The following is a 15,482-nucleotide window of genomic DNA, read 5'->3' as shown; positions in this document are numbered from 1 at the left end:
ACGCCGATCAGGCGGTCGGTCACCACACGCACGCGGGCCGGGCGGGTCTAGCGGGCGCGAGCGGCCGCCGCCGCGGCGTCCAGGCGCTCGCCCAGGACCTTGACCCGATCGCGGAGGGTCTCGATGTCCTCCATCGGGATGCCGACCAGATCCACCACGGTGTGGATCATCTGCTGTGCGCCCGGCTGCAGCACGCGGCTGGCGTCGGTGGCGTGCAGGACCACGGCCCGGCCGTCGGTGGCGCTGCGCACGCTCTCGACCAGGCCGCGCGACTGTAGTCGCTGGACCAGGGGCGAGAGTGTGCCGTAGTCGAGATGCACCTGCTCACCCAACTCCTTCATGGTGATGCCGGGGTGTTCCCACAAGGCCAGCAAGACCAGGTACTGCGGGTAGGTCAGGTTCATCTCGTCCAGGAACGGCCGATAGGCAGCGGTCATGGATCGCGACGCGGAGTACAGCGCGAAGCACAACTGGGCATTGAGCGACAGCAGTGCGTAGTCGATCTCCTCGTCCGCTCCGGCCCGTTGCCCGTCGGGTGCGGAAGGCGGATGTTCGTGCATTACTGCACTGTACTGCGGACCGTGGCGAGCACGGCGTCGGTGGCCGCGCGATCACCGACCGTGATTCGGATGCCGGTGGGATAGGACTTGACGTGGATGTCCGCGCCGGCCAGCGCGGTTGCCACCCGGTCCGCCTCGGGACCGGGCAGGGTCAGGTAGGAGAAATTGGCGTAGCTATCGGGGACGGACAGGCCGAGTCCGCGCAGGCCGCCGGTGAGGTGATCCCGATGCTCGCCGAGCAGAGCCACTCGCGCCTCGATCTCGTGCTCGGCCTCGTAGCAGGCCCGCACCGCCACCTCGGCCAGTCCGGTCATGCCGAACGGCAACTGCCACCGGGCGATTCGCTCGATGAGCTCTGGCGCGCCGAGGGCATAGCCGACGCGCAGGGCCGCGAGGCCGTACGCCTTCGAGAAGGTGCGCAGGACCAGCAGGTTCGGATGGCGTTCCAGTAGGGCGAGGACGTCGATGCGGTCGGCTCGCGCGACGAAGTCCACGTAGGCCTCGTCGAGCACGACGGTCACCGCCGCCGGAATCTCGTGCAGGAAGTCCTCGAATTCCGCTGCGGGAACCATGGTTCCGGTGGGATTGTGCGGGCGGCACACCACGATCAGCCGGGTCCGCTCGGTCACCGCGGCGGCCAGCGCTGCCAGATCCTGACGACCGGATTCGGTGAGCGGCACCGCTACCGGCCGTCCGCCGGCCATGGTTGTCAGGATGGGGAATCCGTCGAAGGTGGGCGTCGCCATGACGACTTCCGCCGCGCCGGAACCGAACTCCTGCACGATGTGCATGATCACGCCGGTCGCGCCCGCCCCCACCACGATGCGGTCGGGTGCGCAGCCGAGTCGTTCGGCGATCAGCCGCGGCAGCCGCTGCGGCAGGAATTCCGGATAGCGGTTGGCCGAGGCCAAGGCGGCGCTGAGCGCCTCCCGCACCGAGGGCGGTGGTCCGTAGGGAATCTCGTTGAGCTGCAGCCGATATCCGGCCGTGATCAGCGGGCTCATCGCGGTCGGCCCCTCAACGCCCGCCCCACCGGACCGCGGCGGCCCCGGCGAAATCGCCCGCGTGCGCGAAGCCCGCGAACATCACCAGCGACCCGGTCGGCACCCGGCCCTCGTCCACGGCCCGGTCGAAGGTGACGGGAATGCCAGCGCCGAACAGGTTTCCGCAGTCGTCGAAGGTATCGGGATGCCGTTCCCGCGGCAGTTGCAGGGCATCACGCCAGTTGCGCAGGAAGGCGCGGTTGGGCTGGTTGGTGACGAGCAGATCCAGCTCCTGCGAGGACACCCCGATGCGCTCGCACACCGCGTTCGCGACCTCGGGCACCAGGCGGTTACCGCGCTGGAGCACCTTGGCGATCTTGGATTCGGTGAAGCCCACGTGCATCTGGCCGACGCCGGCCTCCCAGTAGCGGCGCGGCGGATCGGCGATGACGGTCATCTGCCCCGCGAACTCCGGCAGATGCCGGGTCTCGATATCCAGGATGGGCGAGTCACCGGACTTCACCAGCAGTCCCGCACCCGCGCCGTCGCCCGGGATGGCGGCCTGCGCCTTGCCGCGCACCTGCTCCTGGGTGAAGATCTGGCCCGCCACGTTCTGGATGGTCACCACGAGCGCGGAGCGGGCATCGGAGGAGAGCAGGATCTGGCGGGCCAGTTTCATGCCGTAGACGAACGACGCGCAGCCGCCGTTGTGCAGGTCTATCAGCCATTCCGGCGCGATGCCGAGGCGAGCGGCCACATCACCGCCGCTGCCGACGATGCCGATATCGGGCAGCTGGGTGTGGACGATGAGAATGTCGATGTCGCGCAGCGTGTCCCGGCCCTGGCGGGCCAGGATCGGGGCCACCGCGCGCTCGGCCATATCGGCGGGCGCCTCACCGGGCGCGACGTGGTGGCGGAACTCGGGCGCCTTGAACATGAGGTTCGAGGTGACCTCGTCGGGATCGGCGTACTGCGCGAAATAGTCCGCGGCGACGATGTTCTCGGGCAGGTACCCGGCGACGTCGATCAGGCTGACGGTGCTCATGTTCAGTCCATCCATTCCGGCTTGATCGGCCGGCCGTTGGCGTGCCGGTGTTCGCAGATCGCTTTGAGATTGCGCAGTTCCAGCAGGTGACCGGCGGCGAAGAGGTGCCAGAAGTCGCCCACCCACACCGGGCGGCCCTCCGGCGCGGCCTCCGGATAGCCGTTGTCCTCGTAGAACGGGTGGTGGCAATTGGTCCAGGTGACAACGGATCCCGGCTTGTTCAACACCAGTTGCGCGTCCACGACCCGCATCAGGTAGATCATCCACAGATGGTCGGCCTGATCCCAGGCGCAGTGATAGTCCACGGTGCGAGCGTCGGCATTGGCGACGGTGCGGGTGTAGATGCGGGTGTGCGAGCCGATACGGTCGTCCGACACCCAGATCTCGGGGTCCTCGGTTCGCTCGAAACCCCGCATGCTGTAGGTCCATTCGCAGAGGCTGCGGGTATCGGCCAGATATCCGTACACCTCGTCCGGCGGAGCGGCGATGAATTCGGTGACGGTGCAGTACTGCCCGTAGATCTCGTCGTGCGGGTACACGGCGCGGGTCATGTCCAGCACCAGCGGCATGCCCTCGCGCAGGGCCATGGTCTCGATGCGGTATACGCCCGGCACATCCAACTCCGGGACTTCGATCGGCTCGCCCTTGACGGTCTCGGTCATGCGACAGGCTCCTTCAGGAAGGGTGCGAACGGTGGGATTTCGTCTGGGTCGCACCGCAGTTCGATGAACGCGGGTCCGGGTGTCGCCCGCGCCTTCTCGAGTGCGTGCTCGAATTCGGTCAGTGTGCGTGCGGTCCAGGTGGGCAGCCCCGGAAACATGGCGGCCACCCCCGCCCCGATCTCCGCCGCCCGGAATCGATTGAAGCTGTACTCGCCGGAGTAGAAGACCTGCTCGCGTGTCACGCACATGGCGTGCGCATTGTTGTTGAACACCACGAACGTGACGGGGACCTGATACTCGACGGCCGTGTGCACCTCGTGCCCGTGCATGAAGTACGCGCCATCCCCGGCGACCACCATCGCCCGCCGCCCCCGACCCAGCGCGCACCCGATCCCGGCCCCGAACGAGTACCCCATCCCACCCATCCCGAGCGCGATGAGAAACCGTCCGTCCTCGGGCACCCGCAGGTAGTGCACGACAGCCGCCCCGGTGTTCCCGGCATCCGCGATCACATCGGTCCCCGGCTCCAACGCCGCCTCGAGCGCCGCCACCGCCGGGCGATACCGCACTCCCGGACCGGATGCGGGCGGCGCCATGAGCTCGGGCAGAACACCGCGATCCGACCGCGCACCGATGGATCCCGGCGCTGCCGTGGATATGGGGACCGGCTCTTCATCGACTGTCGCCGCAGAGACAGAGCGATGCCGGGCCTTCCCCGCCACGCCGCTCGCGAGGGCTGCCAGCTCGTTCAGCAGGGTGGCCAGCGGTCCCCGGGCCTCCGCGTGGACCGGGACGAACGGCTGCTCCGCGCCGAGGTGCACCACCCGCGGGCATGCGGCCAGCGCCGTATCCAATCCCGCCCGTGCGGTCAGTGGAAGCGGCGTGCCCACCAGCAGGCACAGCTGCACCTCCGCGACGAGCTCGGGCGCGTGGGGATGCCCCATGACGCCGACGACACCGGCGAACCGGGGATCGCGATTCGGGAAGGCGTCCTTGGCGTCCGGCGTGACCAGCACGGCCGCCTCCAGCGCCCGCGCCACCGCCGCCAGCTCCACGCGCGCATCGGCGGTGCCGACCTCGGGACCGGCGATGATCGCCACCGGCGCACCGGCGGGTACCTCCGCCAGCGTTTCGAGGACGCCGCGCGGCAGTGCGGAACCACCACCGAGTTGCCTTGCGGCGAAACCATTTTCCGGAGGCGATTCCGCGATCGACGGTGCGCCCCGACCGCGCCCCGACGGCGGGGTTGGATCCCAGTGGGGCAGGAGGGGACTCCCGGATGAGCCGGCGGCGACAGGTCCTCCCCGGTCGATTCGCGGCTGAGCTTTTTTCGCCTCCGCGGGCATCGCCGAGGGGGCCGCCTGAATGTCTTTGGGTAGTAGCAGGACCGCCGGGCCGCCCGACAATGCGACCTCGATGGCGTGGTCCAGTTCATCGCAGATGTCCTGCGGCCGGGTGATTTTGGCGCAGTACCGGGAGACCGAGGCGAAAATGCGGGCGGCGTCGAGGCGGCCGGGGAGGCCGCCGGTGTCCTGGAAGGCGCCACGACCTTCGAGGGCGGTCGGGGGCTGGCCGACCAGGGCCAGGACCGGGACTCGGGAGTCGAAGGATTCGGCCAGGGCGGCGAGAAGATTCATGGCGCCGCCGCCGGAGGTGGCCGCCACCACGCCGAGACGGGTGGTGGCGCGGGCGTAGCCGTCGGCCATGGTGGCCGCGCCGTATTCGTGCTTGGCGATGATGCCGGTGAGGGTGGGGTGGCGATGGAGGGAGTCGTAGAGGTCCTCGATATTGGCGCCGCCTACTCCGAAGAGGTGGTCGGTGTGGACCGCGATCCGCTCGACGACGAGGTCGGCCACGGTTCGGAATTCGGGTGCGCTCTCGAACACGATCCTCCGTCTCACATTGCCTTGTCCGCGATACATCGCACACAAGGTATCCAGCCGGAGCGAGCGTGATCAACGTGTCACAGGTCACACTGTTGCCCGAAAAGTGCTGTAACCCAGGCAAATTGGCCATGCAAAGACCCCGCCGGGGCTACTTCGGCGGGGTCCCCGGTCCGGACGCAGGGGGATAACCGGACCGCATCTGGACGGCTACCGGCGCGGAGCCGGTCCATCCGGATCTACGATCGGCGGCCTGCCGCGGTTCAGCGTGAGCCCCAGATGGGCATGTCGCGGTTCCGAAGATCGCGCGGGCCGGGTGCGGACAGCGCCCGTCGGCAGTGGGGCGAGCCTCAACGAGACGGTTGTTCCGGTTTCCGGCCCCAGATATCGAAGGGGATGTAGCCGACGGCGCGGCCGCGCGGGCTGAGCAGACGCCCCATGCGTTTGATCGTGCGCAGCGTCAACTGCCGCTCGGTGATCCGCAGGTCCGGAAAGTCGCGCTGCAGCCGCGTTTCCAGCAGCACGCCCTCACGGGGGTTGCGCAGCCAGGCGATGAGCTGGACATTGCTGTCGTCCGCGGTGGAGACGCAGAGCCGGATCTCCGGCCAGGACGCCAGCGCTGCGCCCACCGCGTCGATGGCGGGCGCGGGGAGTTGGGCCCAGTAGTTGGCGGTGACCGACCAACCCGCCGCCTGCTCGGCGAAATCGCAGCGCAGCACCAGACGTCCCGAGCGGGTCATATCGGTGATGCGGCGGCGGACCGTGGTCTCGGTGAGCCCGGTGTCGCGAGCGAGGTCGGCGATACTGCGTCGGCCGTCGGCGGCGAGGGCCAGTACCAGCGCGGGGTCGCCCGGGCGCGGACGCGACCGCGCCGGGGCGGATCCGACCGGATCGGTGAGCAGAGTGCGCTGTGTCGGATCGAGGGCTTGCGGCCGCCAGTGGCTGCCCTCGACATAGACATGCTGATTCACCGCGGTACGGATCTCCTCCACACCGGGCAGCCCGCCCAGCTCCCGAGTGGTGAAATCGTCCAGGGCCGCGAGGTTTTCGACGGCCACCGACAGCTGCAGCGGAAAGCCGCCGGTGACGCGTTCGACGCTGAAGGCGCAGGGCATGGCCGCGACCCGATCCGAGATCTCGGCCAGCCTGTCGGCTCGGCAGCGCACCCGCAGATAGGCGATGGTGGCCAACTCCGGCGCGTAGGCGGTGATCCACGCCAGCCCCGATGCGGTGAGCTGCTGCCAGCGCCGGGCGGCGGTCGTGGCGTCCATGCCGAGGGAGGCGCCGATGCGGGTCCAAGAGGCCCGCGGATTGATTTGCAGAGCGTTCACCAGATTCAGGTCGCGCTCGTCGAAAGCCGCCAGCACGGCGGATTCCGGCACCCGGCCGCCTTCCATGGCGGTATCCGGCGATTCCACCGTATCCTCGGGCATGGGGCCCAGTGTGGCACCCAGCCACTCCTCCCGTTGCGAAGGGGCTTGGATGCCACGCACCACCCGGATAACCATCCTGCTGCTGTTCGCCGCATGGGTTGTCGACTACATCGATCGGACCGTGATCAACTTCGCGCTGCCCTCGATCGGCGACGACCTTGGACTCGACCACACGCAACAGGGTCTGCTGGTGTCGGTGTTCTTCATCGCGTACGCGCTCGTCCAGATTCCCGGAGGTTTGCTGGCGGATCGGTACGGGGCCCTGAAAGTCGGCATTGTCGGCTTGACGGCCTGGTCGATCTTCACCGGATTGACCGCGGTCGCCTGGTCTTTCGCGGTTCTACTGGCCATCCGCTTCCTGTTCGGGTTGGTGCAGGGCGTGTTCCCGGCGGCCGCCATCAAGGCGCTGGCGGAGCGCAGCCTGCCCGAACAGCGCACGACCGCGGCGGGCTGGACCAACTCGTCCAATGCGGCGGGCCTGCTGCTGGCCGCGATGATCGCGGGCGTCATGCTGCCCACGGTCGGGTGGCGGGTGATGTTCGGAGTCATCTCGGTGCTCGGCGTCGCGGTCATCCTCGCGTGGCGGCGGTGGATGCCGGAACCGCTGGCGCGGGACGAGATTCCGGTCGCGAACGTCGGCGCCGAGGCCGAACGCCGCGCTGTCCTGCTCTCCCCCGCGCTGATCGGCTTCGCGGTCATCTTCTTCGGCTACGACGTGCTGGTATGGGGTGTCACCGCGTGGACGCCGACCTTTCTGCACGAGCAGCGCGGCATCTCGATGGCCGGCATCGCCTTCGCCGCGGTGCCGACGACGCTGGCGGCGGCGGCCGGGGTGGTGCTCGGCGCCCGGCTGTCGGACCGGATCGGCGGGCGGCCGCGGGTGATCGTGGTTCCCGCCATGGCCTTCACCGCCGCGATGCTCTTCGCCCTCCCGCGCGCGGAGTCGTTCCCGCTGTTCGTGCTGCTGGGCACGGCGATGAGCCTGGTCGCCGGAATGGCCTACATGCCCGCGTTCTCGGTGCCGCTGCGCTCGCTGCCGAGCAGCTACATCGGCGCGGCCACCGGCCTCATTATCTTCGGCGGGCAACTGGCGGGCGTGGCGAGCCCGCTCGCCTTCGGTGTCGTCACCGATCATGTCTCGTACACAACGGCTTTCGAGACCATGGCCATCGGCCCGCTGCTGGCGTTGCTGGCGGCGGCCGTGGTTCCGCAAACCGCCGACGCGTTCCGGGGGACTCTGGCCCGCCGCACCTCGGCGACCGTCCCGTCGAAGGAGAGTCTGACATGACCGAACACTGGCAACAGGTCTACCGCCACCTGCACGCCCATCCGGAGCTGTCGGGCGAGGAGCACGCCACCGCCCGCCTGGTGGCCGATGAGCTGCGCGCCCTGCCCGGCTGGGAGGTGACCGAGAACGTCGGCGGCACAGGCGTTGTCGGCGTACTGCACAGCGGGCCCGGTCCGGTGGTGTGGTTGCGCGCGGATATGGACGCGCTGCCGGTGCAGGAGGAGACCGGTCTCGACTACGCCTCCACGGTGCCCGGCGTCATGCACGCCTGCGGCCACGATGTGCACGTCACGGCCTTACTCGGCGCCTGCGCCGAATTGTCGGCGAATCCATTGCCCGGCACCGTGGTCGCCCTGTTCCAGCCCGCCGAGGAGACCGGCGCGGGTGCGCAGGGCATGATCAATGACGGTCTGCTGGACCGCTTCCCGCATCCGCGCATCGTGCTCGGCCAGCATGTCAGCCCGCTGCCCGCGGGCCTCATCCTGAGCCGCCCCGGCACCCTGATGGCCGCCTCCGACTCGGTCCGAATCACCTTCCTGGGCAAGGGCGGTCACGCCTCGCAGCCGCACACCGCCGTCGACCCGCTGCTCATGGCGGCCTCCCTGGTGGTGCGCCTGCAATCGCTGACCGCTCGCCGGACCGCCATCGCCTCGACCCCGGTCCTCACCGCCGGCGCCCTGCACGCGGGCAGCCGCCCCAACATCATCGCCGACACCTCCGAGGTCCTGCTCAGCCTGCGCACCTTCACCGACAGCTCCCGCAACCACATGATCGAGGGCATCCAGCGCATGGCCGAAGCCGAAGCCGCCGCCGCGGGAGCGCCGCAAGAACCGAAAGTCGAGTTCTACGACCACTTCCCGGTGACCGAGAACACCCCCGGCGACACCGAACGAGTGCTCGCCACCCTCACCGCCGGCAACCTCCCCGTCATGTCCATGGACAACCCCATCACCGGCAGCGAGGACTTCGGCGCCTTCGGCACCGCCGCCAAAGCCCCCTCCGTCTTCTGGCACATCGGCGGCACAGACCCCGCCCGGTTCACCGAAGCAGACCAGGCCTACATGCTGTCGGAGGGCGCCCTCCCACCCCACTTCCCCTCCAACCATTCCTCCCGCTTCGCCCCCGACCCCGCTCGAGCCCTCCCCGCCGCCATCACCGCCATGCTCACCGCCACCCGCGCCGAACTCACCCGGCCCTGAGAGCCCGCCTTCGTGGTAGCCGGGAGTACCCGATTCGATCCGTCCACGGTTCCCGGCCGACACTCGATATCCGGAATGGTGGGGCAGGTTCCGGCGAGGCGTGATGCCCGGCTCAATCCTGCTGGGTGAGTTTGGCGTTGAGCTCGAGAGCTTCGGATAGTTGGTCTTCGAGGATGATGATCCGGCACGCCGCCTCGAGCGGCGTGCCGTGGTCGACGAGTTCGCGGGCGCGTGCGGCGATGCGCAGCTGGTAGCGCGAGTAGCGGCGGTGCCCGCCGGCTGAGCGTTGCGGGACGATCAGTTTCGCCTCGTCCAGGCTGCGCAGGAAGGCTTGGGTGGTACCGAGCAGATCCGCGGCCCGGCCCATCGTGTAGGCGGGGTAGTCGTCGTCGTCGAACTTGTCGTTCACGGTCGGGGGTTGAGAAATCGTACTGCCTCCATATGCGGAAACGCCCCGGTGCCATGAGGACACCGGGGCGTCGAAGGGGGGAATTTACTTTCGTCTTCCGACATGTAACCAAGACGTCGGCGATCACCCGCACCACACGTGCTTCCGGGTAACCCGACGGGCAACTTCTCCCTTCTACTCACCGGGTTACTTCATTCTTTCCATTCAACTTCATCGTGCACTCCGGCGGGCGCCGGGACCGTCGTACGTGCTGGTCCCGCAGTCGCGCCCGCCGGCTTCCCTCCCACGGGCAGTTCATTATCTCCCGTGCCATCTGGATACTTCTTCCACTTCCAACGGCACCGAAGTTACCGCACACTACGGCGAATGTCTACAGTCACCACTACAGAATTTTTCGTGTCGCCGGGGCCCGGGAACAACCGTGATTCCGACCGCCGACGAGCTGTCGCACCACCCACATTCCCCCGCGCGGGGAGGGTGTGGCATGGTGGGTACCGAGCACGGGTTGTTGCAATGATCGCCCGGCTCGCTACAGGAAGTCACAAAAAGTACATGTCACAAGGCAGTGTGAAGTGGTTTAACGGCGAAAAGGGTTTCGGGTTCATCGCGCAGGACGCGGGCGGCCCGGATGTCTTCGTCCACTACTCCGAGATTTCCGGCTCCGGCTACAAGTCCCTCGACGAGGGCCAGCGTGTCGAGTTCGAGATCGGCCAAGGCCAGAAGGGCCCGCAGGCCCAGAGCGTCCGCGTCATCTAGGAGCCGACGAACACGGAAACCCGCGCGAATCGCGCGGGTTTCTTGCTTTCCGAGGCCAGACCCCGCCACCGAATCAATGCACGCGGTGTGGGGCACACTCGCGGCCACCGCGCGTCCCGCGGCCTCACCCTCCACTCCGGCGCGCCGCTCCCCAGCTCAGCGAATGAAGCGCTCGACCATCCGCCTCTCACTGGCGGCATCGGCCAGCGGCCAGGTCAGCAGCGACAGCACCATGCGCACAATCCATTGCGCCGCTTCGTCATCCGGCGCGATACCGGTGAGCAGGGTCGCGATCCGCCCCAGTTCCGGCGAGCTCGCGAACGCCCCGCCACCCCCGCCGGCCCGGGTGCCCGCGAAACCCTTGGCCAGCATCGGATCCGAACGCACCGCGGCCACCGAGGCCAGTATCGCCTCCACGATCCGCCGCGACCCCTCGTAGCGCCGCACCGCCGCCGTCACCCGCTCGGCCACGCCGACCGCCGATCTGGCCATGACCGCGTCGAACAGCGCCGCCTTCCCCGGAAAGTGCCGATACAGCGTGGCCCGCGAGCACCCCACCGCGTGCGCCACCTCGTCCATCCCCACATGGTCGAACCCGCGCGTCTGGAACAGCTCCGACGCGACGCCGACGATCCGGTCGGAGGCGACCGACCGCCGCACGCCACCCGCCAGCCAGTCCACGCGGTGCTCGGTCACCATACCCACTCCTCATCGATGAAGATCAGGTCTCATCCTGGGATGCGGGACCGGATTCGTCCAGGGTCAATGCGGCCACACCGAACGGAACGTTGCGTATCCGATAGATAGCTGAATTCCAGAATTCCGCCAATTTCACCCTCGATATCCATATGCAACAGACCTATCTCAAATTGCCGCACATTCGCCCGCCCCGTGTGAGGCTGACGGTGAACGCGGAGTGGACAGTGTGCGAGTAGGGGCTCGAGGGGTGGTCATCGTGCTCAACGGCACCGTCGAGGCCGCACCCGAGATCTCGGGCCGGTCACCAAGGCCGTTCGACCTCGGAACCAACGGGATCGACAGTCGGAAAACCAACAGTGAGGTGAACATGACAGCAGCACCCGCCGATCGCACCGATTTCGACGATGCGGACCGGGGCTTCATCGCCCGGCTCGCGCCCGCTGTGATTCCGGGGAAGAACGGCGGCGTCGCCTACGACGCGGATTCCTTCGACTTCCTCAAAGCCGAGGGCGCGGACACCGTCGTCCCGAGCCTGTGGCGGCAGTCCCAGCTGACCGCGATCCACGGTCTCTACGAGGTGTGCGAGGGCGTGTATCAGGTTCGCGGCCTGGATATTTCGAATATGACGCTGATCGAGTCCGACAACGGCGTCATCGTGGTCGACCCGCTGGTGAGTGCGGAGACCGCCGCGGCGGCGCTGGCCCTGTACCGCGAGAATCGCGGCGATCGCGCGGTCACCGCGGTGATCTACACCCACCCGCATGCCGACCACTTCGGTGGCGTGCTCGGCGTGGTCGACGAGAACACCACGGTGCCGATCATCGCGCCGGAGCACTTCATGGAGCACGCGGTCTCGGAGAACGTCTACGCGGGCGCCGCCATGCTGCGGCGCGGCGGCTATTACTCCGGGGCCACCCTCCCGCGCAATCCACGCGGTGTGGTCGGCATGGGCCTGGGCCCGGTGGCCTCGGCAGGCGAATTCGGCCTGCTGGCACCGACTCTCGACATCATCGCGACCGGCCAGGAGGAAGAGGTCGACGGCGTGGGGATCATCTTCCAGATGACGCCCGGCACCGAGGCCCCGGCCGAGATGAACTTTCTGCTGCCCGACCGCAATGCGCTGTGCATGGCCGAGAACGCCTGTCACACACTGCACAATGTCCTCACCCTGCGCGGCGCGCAGGTGCGTGATTCCCGCATGTGGTCGCGCTACATCGCCGAGGCCATCGAGATGTTCATCGACCGCGCCGATGTCGTCTTCGCCTCGCACCACTGGCCCATCTGGGGTCGGGACAACATTCTCCAATTCCTGATCCAGCAGCGCGACACCTACGCCTACCTGCACGACCAGACGGTGCGGCGGATGAACCAGGGCGAGATCGGGAGCGAGATCGCCGAGGACTTCCCGCTGGCGCCCGCACTCGCGGCGCAATGGAACAACCGCGGGTACTACGGCTCGATCAGCCACAACGTCAAGGCCGTCTATCAGCGCTATCTCGGCTGGTACGACGCCAATCCGGCGCATCTGTGGCAGCACCCGCCGCGGGCGCAGGGCGCGCGCTACGTAGAACTGCTCGGCGGTATCGACGCGACCGTCGCCAAGGTGAAGGAATTCGCGGACAAGGGCGACCTGCGCTTCGCGGCCGAACTCGGCAGCCACGCGGTCTTCGCCGATCCCTCGCACGCCGGAGCCAAGCAGAGCTTGGCCGAGGTGTTCGAGAAACTCGGGTTCGGCTCCGAGAACGCCACCTGGCGCAACTGTTTCCTCACCGGCGCGCAGGAACTCCTGCAGGGCGTCTCGCCCACCCCGATATCGGCCAGCCAGGCGGTGGCGCTCGCCATGAGCACCACCCAGTTGTTCGACACGCTCTCGCTGAATATCGTCGGCCCACAGGCATGGGCCGAAAAGTTCAGCATCGCGTGGCATTTCACCGACAGCGGCGAGAACTACCACATGGAACTCAGTAACGGCGCGCTCATTCACCACCCGGCGACCCGCACGCGCGATGCCGATCTCGACATCACCCTCACCAAGCTCGGCCTGCTCCAATTGATGGCCACGGGTTCGTTCGACGGCCTGCAGACCAAGGGCGATACCGGAGTGTGGCGGCGGCTCACCGGCCTGCTCGACAAGGCCGATCCGAATTTCACGATCGTCCTGCCCTGACCCGGACACCTCCGGACCGCCTCGGTGATCGCCGTGGTCCGGACATTGCCGTGGTCCGGACATTGCTGGGCCACAGCGGGATTCACCCAACACGGATACCGTCAGGGCGCGGTCAGCAGCGGCTGGAGATAGCGGACCGCGTAATCGCGCAGCCGTTCCTCGGAGTCCAGCAGCGGCGGCGCATCCGGCGTCAGCACCAAGGAGTGGATGAGCCGCACGATGGTGGTGGCGTAGAACTCCGATTGCTCGCCCGCGTCCAGCCCGAGCTGGGCACGACCCGCGTTCACCTGCACGGTCACGAACTCGGTCGCGATGCGCAGGATCTCTCCGGCCTCGAGGGTGAGCCAGCCCAGCACCTCGTCGCGGTCCACCGCGAAGAGCCGGCGCAGCAGCGGATGATCGCGCAGCGTCGTGACGGTGATGACGAACCCGCGGGTGTGGCGTTCCAGCGGATCGGCGATATCACCGATGCCCTGCTCGATCGCGACCAGGGTCCGGCGCACCTCGTGAGTGAGCGCGGCCCGGGTGATCTCCTCGCGCCCGCCCATCCGCCGGTAGAGCGTGGCCCGGTTCACCCCGGCCCGCTTGGCGATGTCGTCGGCGCTGGTCCGACGAATACCGACCAGCGAGAACTGTTCCAGCGCAGCCTCTTTGATGCGCGTGTCTACCGCATCGTCGGGTTCGACCGCCGTGAGCAGGGCCTGTAGCGACAAGGGTGATTCCACCGAGCGCACCTCCTGACCGGGAGTCTAACGCGGTGCGACAGGACGACAAAATTTGTCGCGCCGTCTTGCGACAAAGAGAGATCATGTGTTGCACTCATCGGCAGGAGTTTCCAATGACGTGGAGGCCGTGCACATGAGTAGCGCAGCAGAGACCGAACAGCCGACGACCATTCCTACGGGCGCACCCCTGGGCCCCGGCTCACTGCTGTGGGAGTACTTCGGCGATCGCCGGCTCAATCTGTTCTTCGGACGCTCCGGCACCCTCCAGAACATGCACCCGGCGGTTTCCGCGGCGCTGCAACAGCATTCGAACTTCTTCGACGATCCGTGGGACCGCCTGCTGCGTTCGGTGCCCCGGATCCAGGACTCGATCTACGACCCGCCCGAATCCGGCGCGGCCGTGCGCGTACGCGACTACCACCGCGACATCAAAGGCGTGGACCACCACGGGCAGCGGTATCACGCCCTGAATCCCGACATCTACTGGTGGACGCACGTCACCTTCGTCGAGGCCGTCATGACCATGAACGAGCACTTCGGCACGCCGCTGACCGATGCTCAGAAACAGCAGCTCTGGGCCGAGGGCGTCACCTGGTGGGAGCGCTACGGACTGTCCATGCAGCCGGTGTTCGGGACTTACGAAGAGTTCCAGGCGTATTGGGAGCGCATGCTCGCCGAGGGGTTGGAGGCCAACGCGACCACCGACTTCGCGCTGCGGTCGGCCGCCATCTCCATTCCGCCGGTGCCCGGAGTCCCGGAATGGGTGTGGGCGGTGATCCGTCGCCCCTTCATGCAGTTCAATGTGTGGCTGATCGGGGCGCTCATGCCGCCACGCGGCCGGGAGATCCTGGGCATCGACTGGAACCGCCGGGACGAGGCCGGTTTCCAGGTCTTCGCGGGTGCGATCCGTGCTACCTGGCCGCTGATTCCCCGGCGGCTGCGCTACGACGGGCGCGTCTACCGCAAGATTCGGGCCGCCGAAAAAGGACTCAGCCAGCGGCCATTTCGCGCTGCACGGTGGTGGTGATCTCGGCCGCGGTCAGGATCATGGCCACCAGGAAGTCGATGAGCTGGGCACGGTCGATGTCCAGCTCATCACGCAGCCATTCGATGAGGATCTCGAGCCCGCCGTGGGCGACCGTGCGGGCGGCCAGCTCGGCGTGCACACCGGTGACGGCGGCGTCGCCGAGCAGTTCACGCCCCTGGTCGAGCATGACCCGGGCGACCAGGTCGACGAGTTCGGTTCGGCGGCGGCGCAATTCGTCGGTGGTCTGCATATCGATGGCCAGCCGGCGGCGGGCCGGGTGATCGGCGATGACGGTGACACCGGCCTCGATCACGGCCCGCAACCGGACCCTGGTGTCGGCGGGCGCGGTGGCGATGACACCCATGACCGCGGCGACGACCTCGGCCAACTGCTCGTCGACCAGTTCGTAGAGCAGCCGGTCGGTGTGGCTGTAGGTCTCGTAGAAGTAGCGATCGTTGAGCCCGGCACGGGCGCAGAGCGCGCGCACCTTCAACCCGGCGACGCCCTCCTCCGCGATCACCTCCAGAGCGACTTCGCGCAGCCGCTCGCGCCGCTGGGTCCGCCGCTCGTCCGCCGTGAGTCCGGCGTATCGGCCACGGGATACGTCCACGGTTTCCGCCTCATCTGTTGCCATGCCGGAGGGTTT

15 protein-coding genes are annotated in these 15,482 nt (G+C 67.9%); 5 read left to right on the top strand and 10 right to left on the bottom strand.

Going from position 1 to position 15,482, the window contains the following annotated elements; translation table 11 throughout:
- Positions 1–47 precede the first annotated feature (47 nt).
- The 6 genes from GLP40_RS24775 to GLP40_RS24750 form a co-directional block, all read right to left on the bottom strand.
- Complete coding sequence (locus GLP40_RS24775) at positions 48–437, bottom strand: MarR family winged helix-turn-helix transcriptional regulator (RefSeq protein ID WP_230329915.1); 390 nt, start codon at positions 435–437, stop codon at positions 48–50.
- Positions 438–559: 122 nt separating this feature from the next.
- Complete coding sequence (locus GLP40_RS24770; protein ID WP_154790401.1) at positions 560–1,564, bottom strand: pyridoxal phosphate-dependent aminotransferase; 1,005 nt, start codon at positions 1,562–1,564, stop codon at positions 560–562.
- 13 nt (positions 1,565–1,577) lie between these two features.
- Positions 1,578–2,588: a 3-oxoacyl-ACP synthase III family protein gene (locus GLP40_RS24765; protein ID WP_154790400.1), complete on the bottom strand. Its 1,011-nt coding sequence runs from the start codon at positions 2,586–2,588 to the stop codon at positions 1,578–1,580.
- A 2-nt stretch (positions 2,589–2,590) separates the two neighbouring features.
- Complete coding sequence (locus GLP40_RS24760; protein ID WP_154790399.1) at positions 2,591–3,250, bottom strand: SRPBCC family protein; 660 nt, start codon at positions 3,248–3,250, stop codon at positions 2,591–2,593.
- On the bottom strand, positions 3,247–5,136 hold the full coding sequence (locus GLP40_RS24755; RefSeq protein ID WP_407671661.1) for a thiamine pyrophosphate-binding protein: 1,890 nt from the start codon (positions 5,134–5,136) through the stop codon (positions 3,247–3,249). Before GLP40_RS24755 ends, GLP40_RS24760 begins: the two co-directional genes overlap by 4 nt.
- Before the next feature lie 347 nt (positions 5,137–5,483).
- Positions 5,484–6,566: an Lrp/AsnC family transcriptional regulator gene (locus GLP40_RS24750; RefSeq protein WP_196054775.1), complete on the bottom strand. Its 1,083-nt coding sequence runs from the start codon at positions 6,564–6,566 to the stop codon at positions 5,484–5,486.
- Between the two features lie 49 nt (positions 6,567–6,615).
- Between GLP40_RS24750 and GLP40_RS24745 the strand changes: the two genes are divergently transcribed.
- On the top strand, positions 6,616–7,854 hold the full coding sequence (locus GLP40_RS24745; RefSeq protein ID WP_196054774.1) for an MFS transporter: 1,239 nt from the start codon (positions 6,616–6,618) through the stop codon (positions 7,852–7,854).
- The gene (locus tag GLP40_RS24740) at positions 7,851–9,053 is read left to right on the top strand and encodes an amidohydrolase (protein WP_154790395.1); all 1,203 of its coding nucleotides are present in this window, start codon (positions 7,851–7,853) and stop codon (positions 9,051–9,053) included. Before GLP40_RS24745 ends, GLP40_RS24740 begins: the two co-directional genes overlap by 4 nt.
- Before the next feature lie 112 nt (positions 9,054–9,165).
- Here the strand turns inward: GLP40_RS24740 and GLP40_RS24735 are convergent, their stop codons facing one another.
- Entirely contained in the window at positions 9,166–9,420 is a 255-nt protein-coding gene (locus GLP40_RS24735) for a MerR family transcriptional regulator (RefSeq protein ID WP_154790525.1), read from the bottom strand.
- Between the two features lie 594 nt (positions 9,421–10,014).
- Between GLP40_RS24735 and GLP40_RS24730 the strand changes: the two genes are divergently transcribed.
- The gene (locus tag GLP40_RS24730) at positions 10,015–10,218 is read left to right on the top strand and encodes a cold-shock protein (RefSeq protein ID WP_154790394.1); all 204 of its coding nucleotides are present in this window, start codon (positions 10,015–10,017) and stop codon (positions 10,216–10,218) included.
- Between the two features lie 156 nt (positions 10,219–10,374).
- On the opposite strand, the gene GLP40_RS24725 is transcribed toward GLP40_RS24730, so the two are convergent.
- Positions 10,375–10,917 (bottom strand): TetR/AcrR family transcriptional regulator, encoded by a 543-nt coding sequence (locus GLP40_RS24725; RefSeq protein ID WP_154790393.1) that lies wholly within the window; start codon positions 10,915–10,917, stop codon positions 10,375–10,377.
- Between the two features lie 367 nt (positions 10,918–11,284).
- On the opposite strand from GLP40_RS24725, the gene GLP40_RS24720 reads away from it, so the two are divergent.
- Positions 11,285–13,084, top strand: coding sequence for an alkyl/aryl-sulfatase (locus tag GLP40_RS24720; RefSeq protein WP_154790392.1), 1,800 nt, complete (start codon positions 11,285–11,287; stop codon positions 13,082–13,084).
- A 101-nt stretch (positions 13,085–13,185) separates the two neighbouring features.
- Here GLP40_RS24720 and GLP40_RS24715 read toward each other — a convergent pair whose 3' ends face one another.
- Positions 13,186–13,809, bottom strand: coding sequence for a TetR/AcrR family transcriptional regulator (locus tag GLP40_RS24715; protein WP_328290611.1), 624 nt, complete (start codon positions 13,807–13,809; stop codon positions 13,186–13,188).
- A 133-nt stretch (positions 13,810–13,942) separates the two neighbouring features.
- On the opposite strand from GLP40_RS24715, the gene GLP40_RS24710 reads away from it, so the two are divergent.
- Complete coding sequence (locus GLP40_RS24710; protein ID WP_154790391.1) at positions 13,943–14,836, top strand: oxygenase MpaB family protein; 894 nt, start codon at positions 13,943–13,945, stop codon at positions 14,834–14,836.
- On the opposite strand, the gene GLP40_RS24705 is transcribed toward GLP40_RS24710, so the two are convergent.
- On the bottom strand, positions 14,799–15,470 hold the full coding sequence (locus GLP40_RS24705; protein WP_154790390.1) for a TetR/AcrR family transcriptional regulator: 672 nt from the start codon (positions 15,468–15,470) through the stop codon (positions 14,799–14,801). The genes GLP40_RS24710 and GLP40_RS24705 overlap by 38 nt on opposite strands.
- Positions 15,471–15,482: the final 12 nt, after the last annotated feature.

It is taken from the genome of Nocardia aurantiaca (genome assembly GCF_009708175.1).
GTDB classification, from domain to species: domain Bacteria; phylum Actinomycetota; class Actinomycetes; order Mycobacteriales; family Mycobacteriaceae; genus Nocardia; species Nocardia aurantiaca.
This window is presented reverse-complemented; position numbering and strand designations above follow the sequence as displayed.